Source organism: Gordonia sp. PP30 (assembly GCF_023100845.1).
Classification (GTDB): domain Bacteria; phylum Actinomycetota; class Actinomycetes; order Mycobacteriales; family Mycobacteriaceae; genus Gordonia.
Map to the genome: position 1 here is coordinate 1897009 of NZ_CP095864.1, position 13503 is coordinate 1910511.

At 70.4% G+C, this 13503-nt stretch carries 15 protein-coding genes and 1 pseudogene; 11 read left to right on the plus strand and 5 right to left on the minus strand.

Going from position 1 to position 13503, the window contains the following annotated elements:
- Nucleotide 1 precedes the first annotated feature (1 nt).
- Entirely contained in the window at nucleotides 2-178 is a 177-nt protein-coding gene (locus MYK68_RS08670; RefSeq protein ID WP_247867513.1) for a hypothetical protein, read from the plus strand.
- Nucleotides 179-205: 27 nt separating this feature from the next.
- On the opposite strand, the gene MYK68_RS08675 is transcribed toward MYK68_RS08670, so the two are convergent.
- Together MYK68_RS08675 and MYK68_RS08680 are read right to left on the minus strand one after the other, a co-directional pair.
- A complete protein-coding gene (locus MYK68_RS08675) occupies nucleotides 206-886 on the minus strand; it encodes a DUF6891 domain-containing protein (protein WP_247867514.1) in 681 nt (226 codons plus the stop codon).
- A gap of 42 nt (nucleotides 887-928) precedes the next feature.
- Nucleotides 929-2107: pseudogene (locus tag MYK68_RS08680) on the minus strand (winged helix DNA-binding domain-containing protein).
- 66 nt (nucleotides 2108-2173) lie between these two features.
- On the opposite strand from MYK68_RS08680, the gene MYK68_RS08690 reads away from it, so the two are divergent.
- On the plus strand, nucleotides 2174-3034 hold the full coding sequence (locus MYK68_RS08690) for a siderophore-interacting protein (RefSeq protein WP_247867516.1): 861 nt from the start codon (nucleotides 2174-2176) through the stop codon (nucleotides 3032-3034).
- Nucleotides 3035-3046: 12 nt separating this feature from the next.
- Here MYK68_RS08690 and MYK68_RS08695 read toward each other — a convergent pair whose 3' ends face one another.
- On the minus strand, nucleotides 3047-4501 hold the full coding sequence (locus tag MYK68_RS08695) for an MFS transporter (RefSeq protein ID WP_247867517.1): 1455 nt from the start codon (nucleotides 4499-4501) through the stop codon (nucleotides 3047-3049).
- A 120-nt stretch (nucleotides 4502-4621) separates the two neighbouring features.
- On the opposite strand from MYK68_RS08695, the gene MYK68_RS08700 reads away from it, so the two are divergent.
- Nucleotides 4622-5515 carry a tyrosine recombinase XerC gene (locus MYK68_RS08700; protein WP_247867518.1) on the plus strand — a complete coding sequence of 298 codons (894 nt, stop codon included), beginning with the start codon at nucleotides 4622-4624 and terminating at the stop codon, nucleotides 5513-5515.
- Between the two features lie 46 nt (nucleotides 5516-5561).
- Nucleotides 5562-6443, plus strand: a complete 882-nt coding sequence (locus MYK68_RS08705) for a sulfurtransferase (RefSeq protein WP_247867519.1) — start codon at nucleotides 5562-5564, stop codon at nucleotides 6441-6443.
- A gap of 12 nt (nucleotides 6444-6455) precedes the next feature.
- Here MYK68_RS08705 and MYK68_RS08710 read toward each other — a convergent pair whose 3' ends face one another.
- Nucleotides 6456-6962, minus strand: coding sequence for a M23 family metallopeptidase (locus MYK68_RS08710; protein WP_247867520.1), 507 nt, complete (start codon nucleotides 6960-6962; stop codon nucleotides 6456-6458).
- A 246-nt stretch (nucleotides 6963-7208) separates the two neighbouring features.
- On the opposite strand from MYK68_RS08710, the gene rpsB reads away from it, so the two are divergent.
- The 6 genes from rpsB (at nucleotide 7209) to MYK68_RS08740 (ending at nucleotide 11678) form a co-directional block, all read left to right on the plus strand.
- Nucleotides 7209-8030 carry a 30S ribosomal protein S2 gene (gene rpsB / locus MYK68_RS08715; protein WP_247867521.1) on the plus strand — a complete coding sequence of 274 codons (822 nt, stop codon included), beginning with the start codon at nucleotides 7209-7211 and terminating at the stop codon, nucleotides 8028-8030.
- Nucleotides 8031-8106: 76 nt separating this feature from the next.
- On the plus strand, nucleotides 8107-8931 hold the full coding sequence (gene tsf, locus MYK68_RS08720; RefSeq protein WP_247867522.1) for a translation elongation factor Ts: 825 nt from the start codon (nucleotides 8107-8109) through the stop codon (nucleotides 8929-8931).
- Between the two features lie 163 nt (nucleotides 8932-9094).
- Entirely contained in the window at nucleotides 9095-9829 is a 735-nt protein-coding gene (gene pyrH, locus MYK68_RS08725; RefSeq protein WP_247867523.1) for a UMP kinase, read from the plus strand.
- Nucleotides 9830-9872: 43 nt separating this feature from the next.
- The gene (gene frr / locus MYK68_RS08730; protein ID WP_247867524.1) at nucleotides 9873-10430 is read left to right on the plus strand and encodes a ribosome recycling factor; all 558 of its coding nucleotides are present in this window, start codon (nucleotides 9873-9875) and stop codon (nucleotides 10428-10430) included.
- Nucleotides 10427-11269 (plus strand): phosphatidate cytidylyltransferase, encoded by an 843-nt coding sequence (locus MYK68_RS08735; protein ID WP_247867525.1) that lies wholly within the window; start codon nucleotides 10427-10429, stop codon nucleotides 11267-11269. Before frr ends, MYK68_RS08735 begins: the two co-directional genes overlap by 4 nt.
- 10 nt (nucleotides 11270-11279) lie before the next feature.
- Entirely contained in the window at nucleotides 11280-11678 is a 399-nt protein-coding gene (locus tag MYK68_RS08740) for a hypothetical protein (RefSeq protein WP_247867526.1), read from the plus strand.
- A gap of 17 nt (nucleotides 11679-11695) precedes the next feature.
- Here the strand turns inward: MYK68_RS08740 and MYK68_RS08745 are convergent, their stop codons facing one another.
- Nucleotides 11696-12118, minus strand: coding sequence for a LapA family protein (locus tag MYK68_RS08745; protein ID WP_247867527.1), 423 nt, complete (start codon nucleotides 12116-12118; stop codon nucleotides 11696-11698).
- 31 nt (nucleotides 12119-12149) lie between these two features.
- Here MYK68_RS08745 and rlmN point away from each other — a divergent pair, with 31 nt between their 5' ends.
- The gene (rlmN, locus tag MYK68_RS08750; protein ID WP_247867528.1) at nucleotides 12150-13256 is read left to right on the plus strand and encodes a dual-specificity RNA methyltransferase RlmN; all 1107 of its coding nucleotides are present in this window, start codon (nucleotides 12150-12152) and stop codon (nucleotides 13254-13256) included.
- Nucleotides 13257-13503: the final 247 nt, after the last annotated feature.

The following is a 13503-nucleotide window of genomic DNA, read 5'->3' on the forward strand; positions in this document are numbered from 1 at the left end:
CATGTGGGATCTTGAAGCAAGCGCACGGCAGCGCGCTGAGTCGGAGGATGTGCTGTTCGGCAGCACGCCGGCCGCACGCCGCAAGAGCGCCCAGATCGTCGTCAAGATCGACCGCCTCGAAGGTAAGGAGCCACCCCGGTGGGTGCTCGATGTGGCGGAGGGGCGTCTCCCGGCCTGAGTCGGCGGCCCCGTCGTCGAACCGGTCTCAGGCCGGTGCGTTCATCGGAGCCAGGGAGTCGACGCCGGTCAGTTTGATCCGGGTGTCCAGGCTTCCGTTCCATTCGACGCCGATTCCGTGCTGCGTCAGCAGCGGAACCACCTCGTCGTTCATCAGTGCGAGGGTCCGCGCCGCATACGACTCGTCCCGTTGCGCGTCGGTCATGCTCTCCCATTCGGCCTGCTCGAAGTAGGCCGGCAGAAAGATCCCGTAGTTGAGATACGTGGTGCGGTCGGCGAAGATCCCGTCGGTGTCCTGCATGTGGAAGAACACGTAGCCACGCCACGTCCGGGTGTCGTCGCGCTCGTCGGCGATCTCCGCCGCGCCGCAGGTGCCGCAGCAGGTGAAGTCGCCGCGGGCGACGACGCCGATCCCGGCGAGTGCGGCGAACGCGCGTTCCAGTGACGTCTGCGGGAGCGGGAGGCCCCAGCGTGCCTGCTGGTCGCGGCGGGCCTCGATCACCGAGGTGAACCACGCGGCCGCCTCCGCCGAGGAGACCTTCGCGGTGTCGAGTTCGTCGTCGAACAGGTCCAGGTACTGATCCAGCTGATTCTCTCCGCGCAACGCGAGTTGCCAGGTCTGCTCGGCGACGTACTCGGCGTCGTCGCCGAGATCCCAGCTCGTGGGCACGGCGTAGTCGGCGGGGCGCGCGTAGAGGTCCGGTGTCATGGCGCGAGAGTAGCGCGTGACCCCGACAGCGAAGCCCGCCCGTCAGAGTTCGGTCACCACGCGGACCACGGGGGTGCCACGCAACTCCGCCATCCGATGCGCCGCCGCATCCAGTTCGCCACGCACGCCGTCGTCGAACGGGGTGAACGGGGTGACCCGCAGCGTCAACGTCCGGCCCTGCTTACGGGGCCGCCAGATCCCGCGGACCCGGCCGTCGACCAGCACGGCGCCGGGTGCGCCCACCGTCTTCCAGATCGCCGCGTGAGACGCCGGCTCGGCGATCGTCGCGCGGTCGCGCTGCTGCAGGTACGGATCGTGGGGCGGCAGCAATCGCAGGCCGCTCGGCTCCGGGGCGCCGCGCCACCGATCGAGGTCCTCGGTGAGGATCCAGATGCCGTCGCCGGGGCCGACGGGTGTCAGTTCCTCGTCGAGCAGATCCCACCAGCCCGCCGCGTCGCCGGGCCGCACGCCCATCCACGACGCGAAGTCCCGCGGCCGGGCCGGGCCGTAGCAGCGAAGGAACCGGCGGAGCAGTTCTGCGCGCGCGGCCGGGGCGTCGCCGGGTGTCCGGTCCGGGCCCAGCCAGTCGCCGAGCAGGACGAACGGGGCGGTGTCGCCGTCTCTCGGTGCGAAGCAGAGGGCCTGTTCCAGCGTGAGGATCCGCAGAGCGAAGTGCACGACGCGCTCGCCGGTCGGCTGTCCCGGCGAATACGGGCCCTCGGCGTCCCACTCCGCGCGGCGCCCGGGGTCGAGATGGGGAGCGATCCGCGAGGCGATCTCGGCGCCGAGTGGTCCGATCGGCAGGCGCCGGTGCGACAGGACCTCGTCCAGCCGATCCCGGACCAGGGGCACGACGTCGTCGAACGACATCCCGAGCCGCCGTATCACCGGCCGGACGCCGATCACCAGTTCCTCTCGGCCGCGTGCGGTCGGCGGCAGGACACCGGTGGTGAAGACGTCCAGGTCCGCGGTCGGGAAGACCTACGGAGCGCCGCGGACACCCCAGGTGGACAGCAGGCTGCGATCGGCGAGGGCGCCGGCGAAACCCTCCGGGGTCAGCCCGGGCAGTCGCGCCGCCAGGGCGAGGAGCGCGGAGCCGGGCGGACTGTCCTGCACCCCGATCGCGCCCGCGGCCTCGGGCAGACCGTCGGCCGGTCCGCTCAGATGATGGGCCTGCATACGGAAGGCGATCACCCGATCGACGGTCACCGGAGAGGACATGCCGCCAGCCTAGTGGCTACTTAGGCTGACCTCACTAGCCGGAATGACAGGCGGTACGGTGGGGGAATGGCGAAGAGCTTCCACACGATGACGGTGCTGCGCACCGAATGGCTGACCGACCACATGATCCGGATCTGGCTGGGCGGTGACGGTTTCGACGGCTTCACCCCGGCCGGGCCGGGAGCGGCCGAGGGACGGCCGGACACCGACATGTACGTCAAGTTCGTGTTTCCGCCGGCGGGCGTGGAGTATCCGGAGCCGTTCGACATCGACCGCATCGCCGCCGAGTTCGCGTCCGACCAGCAGCCGGTGCTGCGCACCTACACGGTGCGCCGGTACGACCCGGTGACCCGCGAATTGGCGGTCGACTTCGTCGTGCACGGCGAGGAAGGCATCGCCGGACCGTGGGCGGCGCGGGTCCAGCCCGGCGAGACTGTCGTCTTCCGCGGCCCCGGCAGCGGTTACCGGCCCGATCCCGAGGCGCCCTGGCACCTGCTGGTGTCCGACGAGGCCGGGCTTCCGGCGCTGGCCGCGGCCCTGGAGGCGCTGCCCGGCGACGCGATCGCCAAGGCGTTCATCGAGGTCGGCGGCCCGGAGGACGAGATCGAGCTGATCGCCCCGGCCGGCGCCGAGATCACCTGGGTGCACCGGGGCGCGTCGTCTTTCGCCGCCGGGGAGGATCTGGCCGGCGACCGGGCGCCGGTCATCGCGGCGGTCCGGGCGGCGGAGTGGCTGGATGGCGAGCCGCAGGTCTTCATCCACGGCGAGGCGCAGGCGGTGATGAAGAACCTCCGCCCGTACGTGCGCAAGGAGCGGGGCGTCGGGGCGCGCCGAGCGTCGTCGATCTCCGGCTACTGGCGGCGCGGCCGCACCGAGGAGGGCTTCCGGCAGTGGAAGGCCGAGCAGCGGGCGGCCGGGCAGGCCTAGGCGCAGGCCCGGTTAGACGATCTGCTCTTCCTCGACCGGAGCGCGCCGCGGGATCGCGAGCGCGGTGAGCGCGGACACCACGCAGACGGCGAGCGGGATCGCCGCGGCCCAGGCGTAGGCGCCGCTGGTCGGTACGTGCTGGACGTGTGATCCGGCGCCGACGGCGACGGTCGACGCCGCCAGGATCATGCCGACCACGGCGGTCGCCAGCGACGTCCCGACCGACCGCATCAGCGCGTTGACACCGTTGGCCTCACCGGTGTGCGACACCGGCACCCACTGCATGATCAGGGCCGGCATCGCCGAGTACGCGATGCCGAGGCCGGCGCCGACCAGGATGTTGATGGCGAGCAGCCATCCCCACCCGGCACGCCAGGGGCCGGCGATCATCGTCAGCAGCAGCGTGTAGCCCAGACCGATCACCACGACGCCCGAGGCCAGGGAGACCCGCGCGCCGTACCGGGCGGTCATGGCCGCCGACACGTACGAGAAGGCGAACATCACCAGCCCTCCCGGCATCAGGAGGAGGCTGGCCACCAGCATGGTCATTCCCACGCCGAGGCTGCCGGCGTCCATGGCGGCGGACGGGGCCATGAGGATCTGGATCGGGATCATCTGCATGGCGTAGAAGGCGAAGCCGGTGGCGATGGACGCGAGGTTGGTCAGCAGCACCGGCCGGAGCAGCAGGTTCAGCCGCAGATCGACCAGCGGATTGGGACTGCGCTGCTCCCAGCGCCACCACAGCAGCGCCGAGACGACGAACCCCGCGAACATCACCAGCGTGATCGGTGCGGTCCATCCCCATTCGGCGCCCTTCGACACCGGCAGCAGAAGACAGGTGAGCAGCACGGTGAGCCCGACCGCGCCGAGGGCGTCGAACCGGCCGCCGGTCGCGACCCCGCGCACCGGGACGGTGGCGACCACCGCGGCCGCGGCGATCACCGCGACGGCCGAACTGGTCCAGAACAGGGCATGCCAGCTGACCTGCTGGGCAATGGCGGCCGAGAACGGCAGACCGAGTGAGCCGCCGACGCCGAGCGAGGCGCTCATCGCGCCGATCGACGAGGCGAGTCGTTCGGGCGGCACGATGTCGCGCATCAGCGAGATGCCGACGGCGATGGTGCCGATTCCGAGGCCTTGCAGTCCGCGGCCGAGCAGGAAGATCAGAAAGCTGGCCGACAGCGCGCACACCGCGGAGCCGACGGCCACCGCGATCAGGCTGGCGACGAGCACCGTGCGCTTGCCGAACATGTCGCCCAGGCGTCCGGAGATCGGCGTGACCACCGCGCCCACCAGCAGCGTGATGGTGAGCGTCCAGGAGGAGTTGGTCGCCGAGGTCGAGAGCAGCGAGGGGAGCAGCGGGATCAGCGGCACGATGATCGTCTGCATCAGGGCGACGACGATGCCGGCCGCGCAGAGCACGGCGACGGCGAGCCGCGGATGCGGTTCGGCAGGGGCGGTGGTCACGGAGGTGCAGGGCTCCCATCGTGGTCGAAAGGGATATTTCGGATTACTAACTTAATTTTATGTAAGAAGGCTCGCCGCGGATGCGGCGGGGGCGAATCGGTGGCGCCGTAGACTCGGGTCATGGCCGAGGTGCTCTCCGAATTCGCCGATCACCTGCGCCTGGAAAAGGCGCGCAGCGCGCACACCGTCCGCGCCTACACCGCCGATCTGCGCGGGCTCATCTCGTTCGCGGGCGCCCGCGGGGTGCCGCTGACCGGGATCGACCTCGCGCTGCTGCGGGCCTGGCTCGCCGAGCAGACCCGGCGCGGCGCCGCGCGCACCACGGTGGCGCGGCAGGTGTCGTCGGCCAAGACCTTCTTCGCCTGGGCCGCGCGCGAGGGCATCGTGGACGACGATCCCGCAATCCGCCTGCAGGCACCGAAAGCGCACCGGGTGCTGCCCGCGGTGCTCGCCCCGGAGCAGGCCGCCGACGCGGTCGCGACGGCGGCCCCCGACGGCGCCGACACGGACGATCCGATCGCCCTGCGGGACCGGCTGATCGTCGAACTCCTCTATTCCTCCGGCATCCGTGTCGGCGAACTGTGCGGGCTCGACCTGGACGACGTCGACGACGATCGCCGGGTGCTGCGGGTGATCGGCAAGGGCGACAAGCAGCGCACGGTGCCCTACGGCACCCCGGCCGCCGCCGCCCTGGACGACTGGCGGCGCCGGGGCCGGCACGCGCTGGCGACCGCCGCCTCGGGTGAGGCGCTGTTGCTCGGTGCGCGCGGCGGGCGCCTCGATCAGCGGATGGCGCGGACCGTCGTGCACCGGGCGACGGCCGCGCAGGGGACCGAGATCGGCCCGCACGGACTGCGGCACAGCGCGGCCACCCACCTGCTGGAGGGCGGCGCGGATCTGCGCGTGGTGCAGGAGCTGCTCGGGCACTCGTCGCTGGCGACGACGCAGCTGTACACGCATGTCAGCGTGGAGCGACTGCGGGCCGTGCACGACCAGGCACATCCGCGCGCGTGACGCCGTACGGTGAACCACATCACCGAACGCACCCCCGGGAGTACCCATGACCGACGCGCTGCCGACTCCACTCGTCGACCCCGAATGGCTCGCCGAGCACCTCGGCGAACCCGGATTGGTGGTCATCGATGCGACGTCGCATCTCACCGTTCCGGACGACGGCCCGTTCGCCATCGAATCGGGGGCGGCCACCTACCGCGCCGAACACATCCCGGGAGCGCTGTTCGCTGACCTGCTCGCCGATTTCGCCGATCCGGCCAGTGACGCGCCGTGGACCGCGGCCGATCACGACCGCTTCGCCGCCGCAGCCGGCGCGCTGGGCATCGGAGAGGGTGCCCGCGTCGTCGTCTACAGCCAGCACTGGCCGTTCTGGGCGACCCGGTTCTGGTGGCAACTGCGGCTCGAGGGTTTCGACCACGTCGCCGTCCTCGACGGTGGACTGCCCGCGTGGAAGGCGGCGGGCGGCGCGGTCACCGGCGCTCCGTCGGTGCCGGAGCCGCGCGTGTTCACCGGTGTGCGCCGTCCCGGGCTGGTCCGCTCGACCGAACAGGTCGCCGCCGCGCTCGACGACGAGAACACGATCCTGGTCAACGTGCTCGGCGAGGAGGATCACCGCGGGGAGACGGCGACGTACGCGCGGCCCGGACACATCCCGGGCAGCAGCAACTTCCCGGCCGCGCGGCTCCTCGATCCGGAGACGGGCCGGCTGCGTCCGGCCGCCGAACTCCGCTCCGAGCTGGCGGCGGCCGGTCTGCTCGACGCCGGGCGGACGGTGGTGACCTACCGCGGTGCCGGGATCGCGGCGACCGGGGTGGCGCTGGCCCTCGCCCAGGCGGGTGCCGACGAGGTCGGCGTGTACGACGGCTCGCTGATCGCGTGGACGGCCGATCCGGACCTGCCGATGGCGACCGGCACCGCGCCGCGCTGAGCGAGGCACTGGTCACGCCGGGACCAGCGGTTTCAGCCGAACCCGGACCGCGCCGACCAGGGCGAGCGGGTTGAGATAGCGCTCCGACGGCCCGCTGCCGCGGCGCGCGCCCCAGTGCAGGCACGCGGCGGCGGCGCAGCCCGGGTGCCCGGCGTTCAGATAGCCGAGGACCTGACCGCGGCCGACCCGGTCCCCGGCGCGCACGATCGGCCGCACCGGCTCGTAGGTCGTGGCGATACCGTCTGGGTGGAGCACCGAGACGGTCGGCCGGCCCGCCACCGTCCCGGCGAACCGGACCACACCCGCCCCGGCCGACAGGACCGCCGCATCCGGCGCGGCGGCCAGATCGACGCCGCGATGGCCGCTGAGCCAGCGCTGGGCCGGAGGATCGAACCCGCGAGTGACGGGTGGTCGCGGCACGAGCGGCCAGTCGTAGGCGGGACGCGCGGCGGCGCCCGGCGGACACAGCAGGACGGCCAGCCACAGCAGGACCAGCGCGCGAGGCGTCGTCGTTCTCATATCGGTTAGACGCGCGAGGGCCGGTTCCGGATCCCTTTTGTGTACGCGGCGTGTCGGGGCGTAGGATCGGCGACTGCATCTCGTCCCGGTCAGGGACGGGGTGACTTCGCGCGTCCGCGCGTCCGGTCCCTGCGGCCGGACACCACGATCGGAGCACCGGTCCCGGGACTTCCGGGCTGCTCCGGCGGCGGACGCCAGGGCCGGCGCCGCGGTGGCGACCGGTGAAACCGACACAAAGGAATACCCATGGCAGTCGTGACCATGCGGCAGCTGCTCGACAGCGGCGCCCACTTCGGACACCAGACCCGTCGCTGGAACCCGAAGATGAAGCGATTCATCTTCACCGACCGCAACGGCATCTACATCATCGACCTGCAGCAGACGCTGACCTACATCGATCGCGCCTACGAGTTCGTCAAGGAGACCGTCGCCCACGGCGGCACCGTCCTCTTCGTCGGCACCAAGAAGCAGGCGCAGGAATCGATCGCCGCGGAGGCGACCCGCGTCGGCATGCCCTACGTCAACCAGCGCTGGCTGGGCGGCATGCTCACCAACTTCAACACCGTGCACAAGCGTCTCCAGCGCATGAAGGAGCTGGAGTCGATGGAGCAGACCGGTGGCTTCGAGGGTCGCACCAAGAAGGAAATCCTCATGCTGACGCGTGAGAAGAACAAGCTGGAGCGCACCCTCGGCGGTATCCGCGACATGGCCAAGGTGCCCTCGGCCATGTGGGTCGTCGACACCAACAAGGAGCACATCGCCGTCGGCGAGGCCCGCAAGCTGAACATCCCGGTCATCGCGATCCTGGACACCAACTGCGATCCCGACCTGGTCGACTACCCGATCCCGGCGAACGACGACGCCATCCGCAGCACCGCGCTGCTGACCCGCGTCATCGCGACCGCCGTCGCCGAGGGCGTGCAGGCCCGCGCCGGCCAGGCCGGCGGCGACGCCAAGCCGGAGGCCGCCGGTGCCGAGCCGCTCGCCGAGTGGGAGCAGGATCTGCTGGCCACCCCGGAGGTCGTCGTCGAAGAGACCGTCGTCGTCGAGGCGCCCGCCGCTGAGTGATCCTGCCGGGCCCGTTCGCGGGCTTTAGGCTGATCACGTCACCCACACCACTTCTTTCCGAAGGGAGTCGCCACACATGGCGAACTACACCGCGGCAGACGTCAAGCGTCTGCGCGAACTGACCGGGTCGGGCATGCTCGACTGCAAGAACGCCCTGGCCAACAACGACGGTGACTTCGACAAGGCCGTCGAGGAACTCCGCATCAAGGGCGCCAAGGACGTCGGCAAGCGCGCCGAGCGCGCCACCGCCGAGGGCCTGGTCGCCGCTCGTGACGGCGTGCTGATCGAGCTGAACGCCGAGACCGACTTCGTCGCCAAGAACGACGAGTTCCAGAAGCTGGCCGACGACGTGCTTGGTGCCGCCGTGGCGCTGCGCACCAACGATGTCGACGCGCTGCTGGCCGCCCCGCTGGGCGACGGCACCGTCGCCTCGGCCGTCGAGGCCCTCTCGGCCAAGATCGGCGAGAAGCTGGTCCTGCGCCGCGTCGCGTCGTACGACGGCCCGGTCGCGGTCTACCTGCACAAGCGGGCGTCGGACCTGCCGCCGAGCGTCGGCGTGCTGGTCTCGTACACCGGTGAGAGCGATGCCGCGGCCGAGGCCGCACGTGGCGCCGCCATGCAGGTCGCCGCGCTCAAGGCCAAGTACGCCTCGCGGGACGACGTGCCCGCCGATGTCGTCGCCGACGAGCGTCGTATCGCCGAGGAGACCGCCAAGGCCGAGGGCAAGCCGGAGCAGGCGCTGCCCAAGATCGTCGAGGGCCGCGTCAACGGCTTCTACAAGGACGTCGTCCTGGTGGACCAGCCGTCGGTGACCGACTCCAAGAAGACCGTGAAGCAGATCCTGGACGAGGCCGGTGCCACCGTCGTCGCCTTCACCCGCTTCGAGGTCGGCCAGGCCTGATCGCCGCCTGACCTTCGGCCCCGCCCCTGATCATCCGGCGCCGCTCCCCGAGCGGCGTCGAGGGGCGGGGCCGAAGTGTTTCCACCGGCCGGTCACCACTATGATCAGGAGAGTTTGGCCGCGATCGGTTCCGGTCCGACGGCGCGACGAGCGAAGGGAAACGATGACCGACTCGCAGGCACGACCGCAGCGTGAAGGCTTCAGCAGGGTGCTGCTCAAGCTGGGTGGGGAGATGTTCGGCGGTGGGTCGGTGGGCCTGGATCCCGACGTGCTCGGCACCGTCGCCGATCAGATCGCCGAGGTGGTAGCCAGCGGAGTCCAGGTGGGCATCGTGATCGGCGGCGGTAACTTCTTCCGCGGTGCCGAACTGCAGCAGCGCGGCCTGGACCGGTCCCGCTCGGACTACATGGGCATGCTCGGCACCGTGATGAACTGCCTTGCGCTGCAAGACTTCCTGGAGAAGCGCGGGATCGACACGCGTGTCCAGACCGCCATCACCATGGGACAGGTTGCCGAGCCGTACCTGCCGCTGCGTGCCGTCCGCCACCTGGAGAAGGGCCGCGTCGTGATCTTCGGCGCCGGCATGGGCATGCCGTACTTCTCCACCGACACCACCGCCGCGCAGCGCGCGCTGGAGATCAAGGCCGAGGCCGTCCTGATGGCCAAGGCCGTCGACGGCGTCTACTCCGACGACCCGCGCACCAACCCGGATGCCGAGCTCTTCCGCGAGATCACCCACCGCGAGGTCCTGGACAAGGAACTCAAGGTGGCCGACGCGACCGCGTTCTCGCTGTGCATGGACAACAACATGCCTATCCTCGTGTTCAATCTTCTCGAAGAGGGGAACATCGCCCGCGCGGTGGCCGGGGAGAGCATCGGCACGCTGGTCTCCTCGTAGCTGTCTCCACCGCACCCGCCACACCCACCGATTAAGGACGACGATGATCGACGAAACCCTGCTCGACGCCGAGGAGAAGATGGAGAAGGCCGTCACCCACCTGCGTGACGACATGGCCTCCATCCGGACCGGCCGCGCGAACCCGGCGATGTTCAACAAGATCGTGGTCGAGTACTACGGAGCGCTGACCCCGATCACCCAGGTGTCCAGCATCAACGCTCCGGAGCCGCGGCTGATCGTCATCAAGCCGTACGAGCAGAGCCTGATGGGCGACGTCGAGACCGCGATCCGCAACTCCGACCTCGGCGTCAACCCGACCAACGACGGCAACGTGATCCGCGTCGCGATCCCGCAGCTCACCGAGGAGCGTCGCCGCGACCTCGGCAAGCAGGCCCGCGGCAAGGGTGAGGACGCCAAGATCGCCGTCCGCAACATCCGCCGCAAGGCCGTCGACGAGCTCAAGCGCATCCAGAAGGACGGCGAGGCCGGCGAGGACGAGGTGGTCCGCGCCGAGAAGGAACTCGACAAGACCACCCACGTCTACACCGATCAGATCGACGAGGTCGTGAAGCACAAAGAAGCCGAGCTGCTCGAGGTATGAGCGCCGACACGCCGCCGAAGACGTCCAAGGCCGGCCGCAATCTGCCGGCCGCGATCGGGGTGGGCGTCGCGCTGGGCGCCTGCCTCATCGTCGTGCTGGCCTTCGTGCCGCGCGTCTGGTTCGGCGTCGTCGCCGCGGCCATCGCCGTCGCGACCTGGGAGGTCGCCAAGCGGCTGCGCGAGGGGGACCGGCACGTCGCCCTGATCCCGCTGCTCCTCGGCGGCCAGGCGATCATCTGGACCACGTGGCCGTGGGGGCTGCGCGGGGCGCTGATCTCGTTCGCCATCACCGCGCTGGTGATCCTGGCCTGGAAGCTGTTCGCGCAGGGGCTGTCCGAGGCGCCGCACGAGTACACCCGCGACGTGTCGCTGTCGCTGCTGATCCTGGTCTGGTTGCCGCTGATGGCGATCTTCGCCGTCGACATGGTGCAGCAGAGCGACGGCCGCTACCGGGTCTTCACCTTCCTGATCGTGCTGGTCTGCTCCGATGTCGGCGGCTACACCGCCGGTGTGCTGTTCGGCAAGCACGCGATGGTGCCCGCGATCAGCCCGAAGAAGTCGTGGGAGGGGCTCGGCGGCTCGATGCTGTTCAGCACCGTCGGCGCGGTCTGCTGCGTGCACTGGCTGCTCGGCACCCACTGGTGGATCGGCCTGATCCTGGGGCCCGTGCTGGTGATCGTCGGCACCTGCGGTGACCTGATCGAGTCGCAGATCAAACGCGACCTCGGCATCAAGGACATGGGCACGCTGCTGCCCGGCCACGGCGGCATCATGGACCGCATCGACTCGCTGCTTCCGGGTGCCCTGGTGACCTGGGGAATCCTGACGGCGCTGCTATAGGCGCGGCGCCGTGCGCAGACCGCTGCCGTGGTTCGTGGCGGGCGTGGTGCTCGTCGCCGCGTCGATGCTGACCCTGTACCTGCTGTTCCACAGCCAGGACGAGTGGAACGCCGACGTCCTCCGGCACTGTGCGGACCTGTACGGCGGGGCCTGGACGCTGCCGCCGCTGCCCGACGCGCGGCTCTACGGCGGTATCGCCGTGGTCCTCGCACTCGGTGCGCTGGTCGCGTTCGTGGTCGCCTTCGTCGCCGCGATCCGGGCGGCGCGCCACCCGTGGATACCCGTCACCGCCGTGTGTGCGGTGATGTTCACGGTGCTGGTCGGGGGTACCGGGGCGCTGATGCTCGACGCTCCGACCGATCGCGGGCACGGGACGGACGGCAGCGGACTGCCCTGCCCCGAGGGGTAGGTAGCTCCGAACCGGTGTCAGCGGCCGTCTTCGGCGGCCTTGCGCGCCTGGTCGACCTTCTTCAGGGCGCGCCGCAGCTCCATGATGCGGGCGAAACTGATCGCGAGCGTCACGACGGCGCCGAGGATCGCCGCGATCAGCAGTGCGACGCCGACCGGCAGGTCCACCTTGCCGAAGATCAGGTTGATCTCCAGGTTCGCCTGGTTCTCCAGGATGAACACCAGCAGCAGAATCGCCGCGAGGAGGCCGAGGAACCAGCCGGCGTAGGTGGCCCGCGAACGGGTGTGCGCCACCTTGCGGACCTCGTGTTCGGCCTTGTTGAGTGCGCGGCGCTCGCGCGCCGAGAGGTCGTCGGGATCCGCGGCGGGCGGCGGATCGGCGGGCATGGCGGTGGCGGGGAGGTCGGGGTGGGCGTCGTCGCCGGGTTCTCGGGTGGTCATCAGTCCATCGTTACATGACACAATGGATGTCGTGTCCAGCCTTCCTCTCGTCTTCACCGCGCCCGCACGCGGCAAGCCGCCGCGGCACTTCGCCGATCTCGACGAGGCCGGGCGTGTCGCGGCGGTGCAAGAGCTGGGCCTGCCCAAGTTCCGCGCCAATCAGCTGGCGAAGCAGTACTACGGCCGGCTGAACGCCGACGTCGCCGAGATGAGCGACCTGCCCGCGGGGGTGCGCGACGACGTCGCCGCCGCCCTCTTCCCGCCGTTGATGGCCCCGGTCCGGCAGATCGCCTGCGACGACGGCACCACCCGTAAGACTCTCTGGCGCCTGCACGACGGCACCCTCCTCGAGTCGGTGCTGATGCGCTATCCGGATCGCAACACGCTCTGCATCTCGTCGCAGGCCGGTTGCGGTATGGCCTGCCCGTTCTGCGCCACCGGTCAGGGTGGCCTGAACCGGAACCTGTCGACGGCGGAGATCGTCGACCAGGTCCGGGCCGCCGCGCGGGCACTCCGTGACGGCGACGTCGGCGAACCCGGCCGCCTGAGCAACATCGTGTTCATGGGGATGGGGGAGCCGCTCGCCAACTACAAGCGCGTGGTCGACGCGGTCCGCAAGATCATCTCGCCCGAACCGGAGGGGCTCGGCATCTCGGCCCGCTCGGTCACCGTGTCGACGGTGGGCCTGGCCCCGGCGATCCGGCGGCTGGCCGATGAGGGCATCCCGGTGACGCTCGCCGTCTCACTGCACACCCCGGACGACGAACTCCGCAACACCCTGGTCCCGGTCAACAACCGGTGGTCGGTGCAGGAGGTCCTCGACGCCGCGCGCTACTACGCCGACACCACCGGACGGCGCGTCTCCATCGAATACGCGCTGATCCGCGACGTGAACGACCAGCCGTGGCGCGCCGATCTCCTCGGCAAGAAGCTGCACAAGGCGCTCGGCTCGATGGTGCATGTCAACCTGATCCCGCTGAACCCGACGCCCGGATCGGAGTGGGATGCGAGCCCGAAGGACGTCGAGCGCGAGTTCGTGCGGCGCGTGAAGGCGCAGGGCGTGTCGTGCACGGTGCGCGACACCCGCGGCCAGGAGATCGCCGCCGCGTGCGGTCAGCTGGCGGCCGAAGAGTCGTAGCGGCCGACTGTCAGCTATCGGCGAAGAGACCTCCGCGGAGGCACGGGCCGGAGTGGGAGCCGCTGCAGGATCTTCCGCTCGTCAGCAGGAATGTGGGCAGTCGCGCTGTCATCCTTGAGATAGGACCGTAGCCGCTCGTAGAAGACCTGTTCGCCAATGCCGAAGGTCACCAGGATCTCGTCACCCGGGACCGCCCCGAACGGCGCCCACCGTCTCGCGACGGTGACGATCAGTGGATCCGTCGCCC

Bases quoted from the DNA above. Each gene is read 5' to 3' on its own strand.
- MYK68_RS08670 (WP_247867513.1), top strand. From the start codon at position 2: ATGTGGGATCTTGAAGCAAGCGCACGGCAGCGCGCTGAGTCGGAGGAT.
- MYK68_RS08675 (WP_247867514.1), bottom strand. From the start codon at position 886: ATGACACCGGACCTCTACGCGCGCCCCGCCGACTACGCCGTGCCCACG.
- MYK68_RS08690 (WP_247867516.1), top strand. From the start codon at position 2,174: ATGGCGAAGAGCTTCCACACGATGACGGTGCTGCGCACCGAATGGCTG.
- MYK68_RS08700 (WP_247867518.1), top strand. From the start codon at position 4,622: ATGGCCGAGGTGCTCTCCGAATTCGCCGATCACCTGCGCCTGGAAAAG.
- MYK68_RS08705 (WP_247867519.1), top strand. From the start codon at position 5,562: ATGACCGACGCGCTGCCGACTCCACTCGTCGACCCCGAATGGCTCGCC.
- MYK68_RS08710 (WP_247867520.1), bottom strand. From the start codon at position 6,962: ATGAGAACGACGACGCCTCGCGCGCTGGTCCTGCTGTGGCTGGCCGTC.
- rpsB (WP_247867521.1), top strand. From the start codon at position 7,209: ATGGCAGTCGTGACCATGCGGCAGCTGCTCGACAGCGGCGCCCACTTC.
- tsf (WP_247867522.1), top strand. From the start codon at position 8,107: ATGGCGAACTACACCGCGGCAGACGTCAAGCGTCTGCGCGAACTGACC.
- pyrH (WP_247867523.1), top strand. From the start codon at position 9,095: ATGACCGACTCGCAGGCACGACCGCAGCGTGAAGGCTTCAGCAGGGTG.
- frr (WP_247867524.1), top strand. From the start codon at position 9,873: ATGATCGACGAAACCCTGCTCGACGCCGAGGAGAAGATGGAGAAGGCC.
- MYK68_RS08735 (WP_247867525.1), top strand. From the start codon at position 10,427: ATGAGCGCCGACACGCCGCCGAAGACGTCCAAGGCCGGCCGCAATCTG.
- MYK68_RS08745 (WP_247867527.1), bottom strand. From the start codon at position 12,118: ATGACCACCCGAGAACCCGGCGACGACGCCCACCCCGACCTCCCCGCC.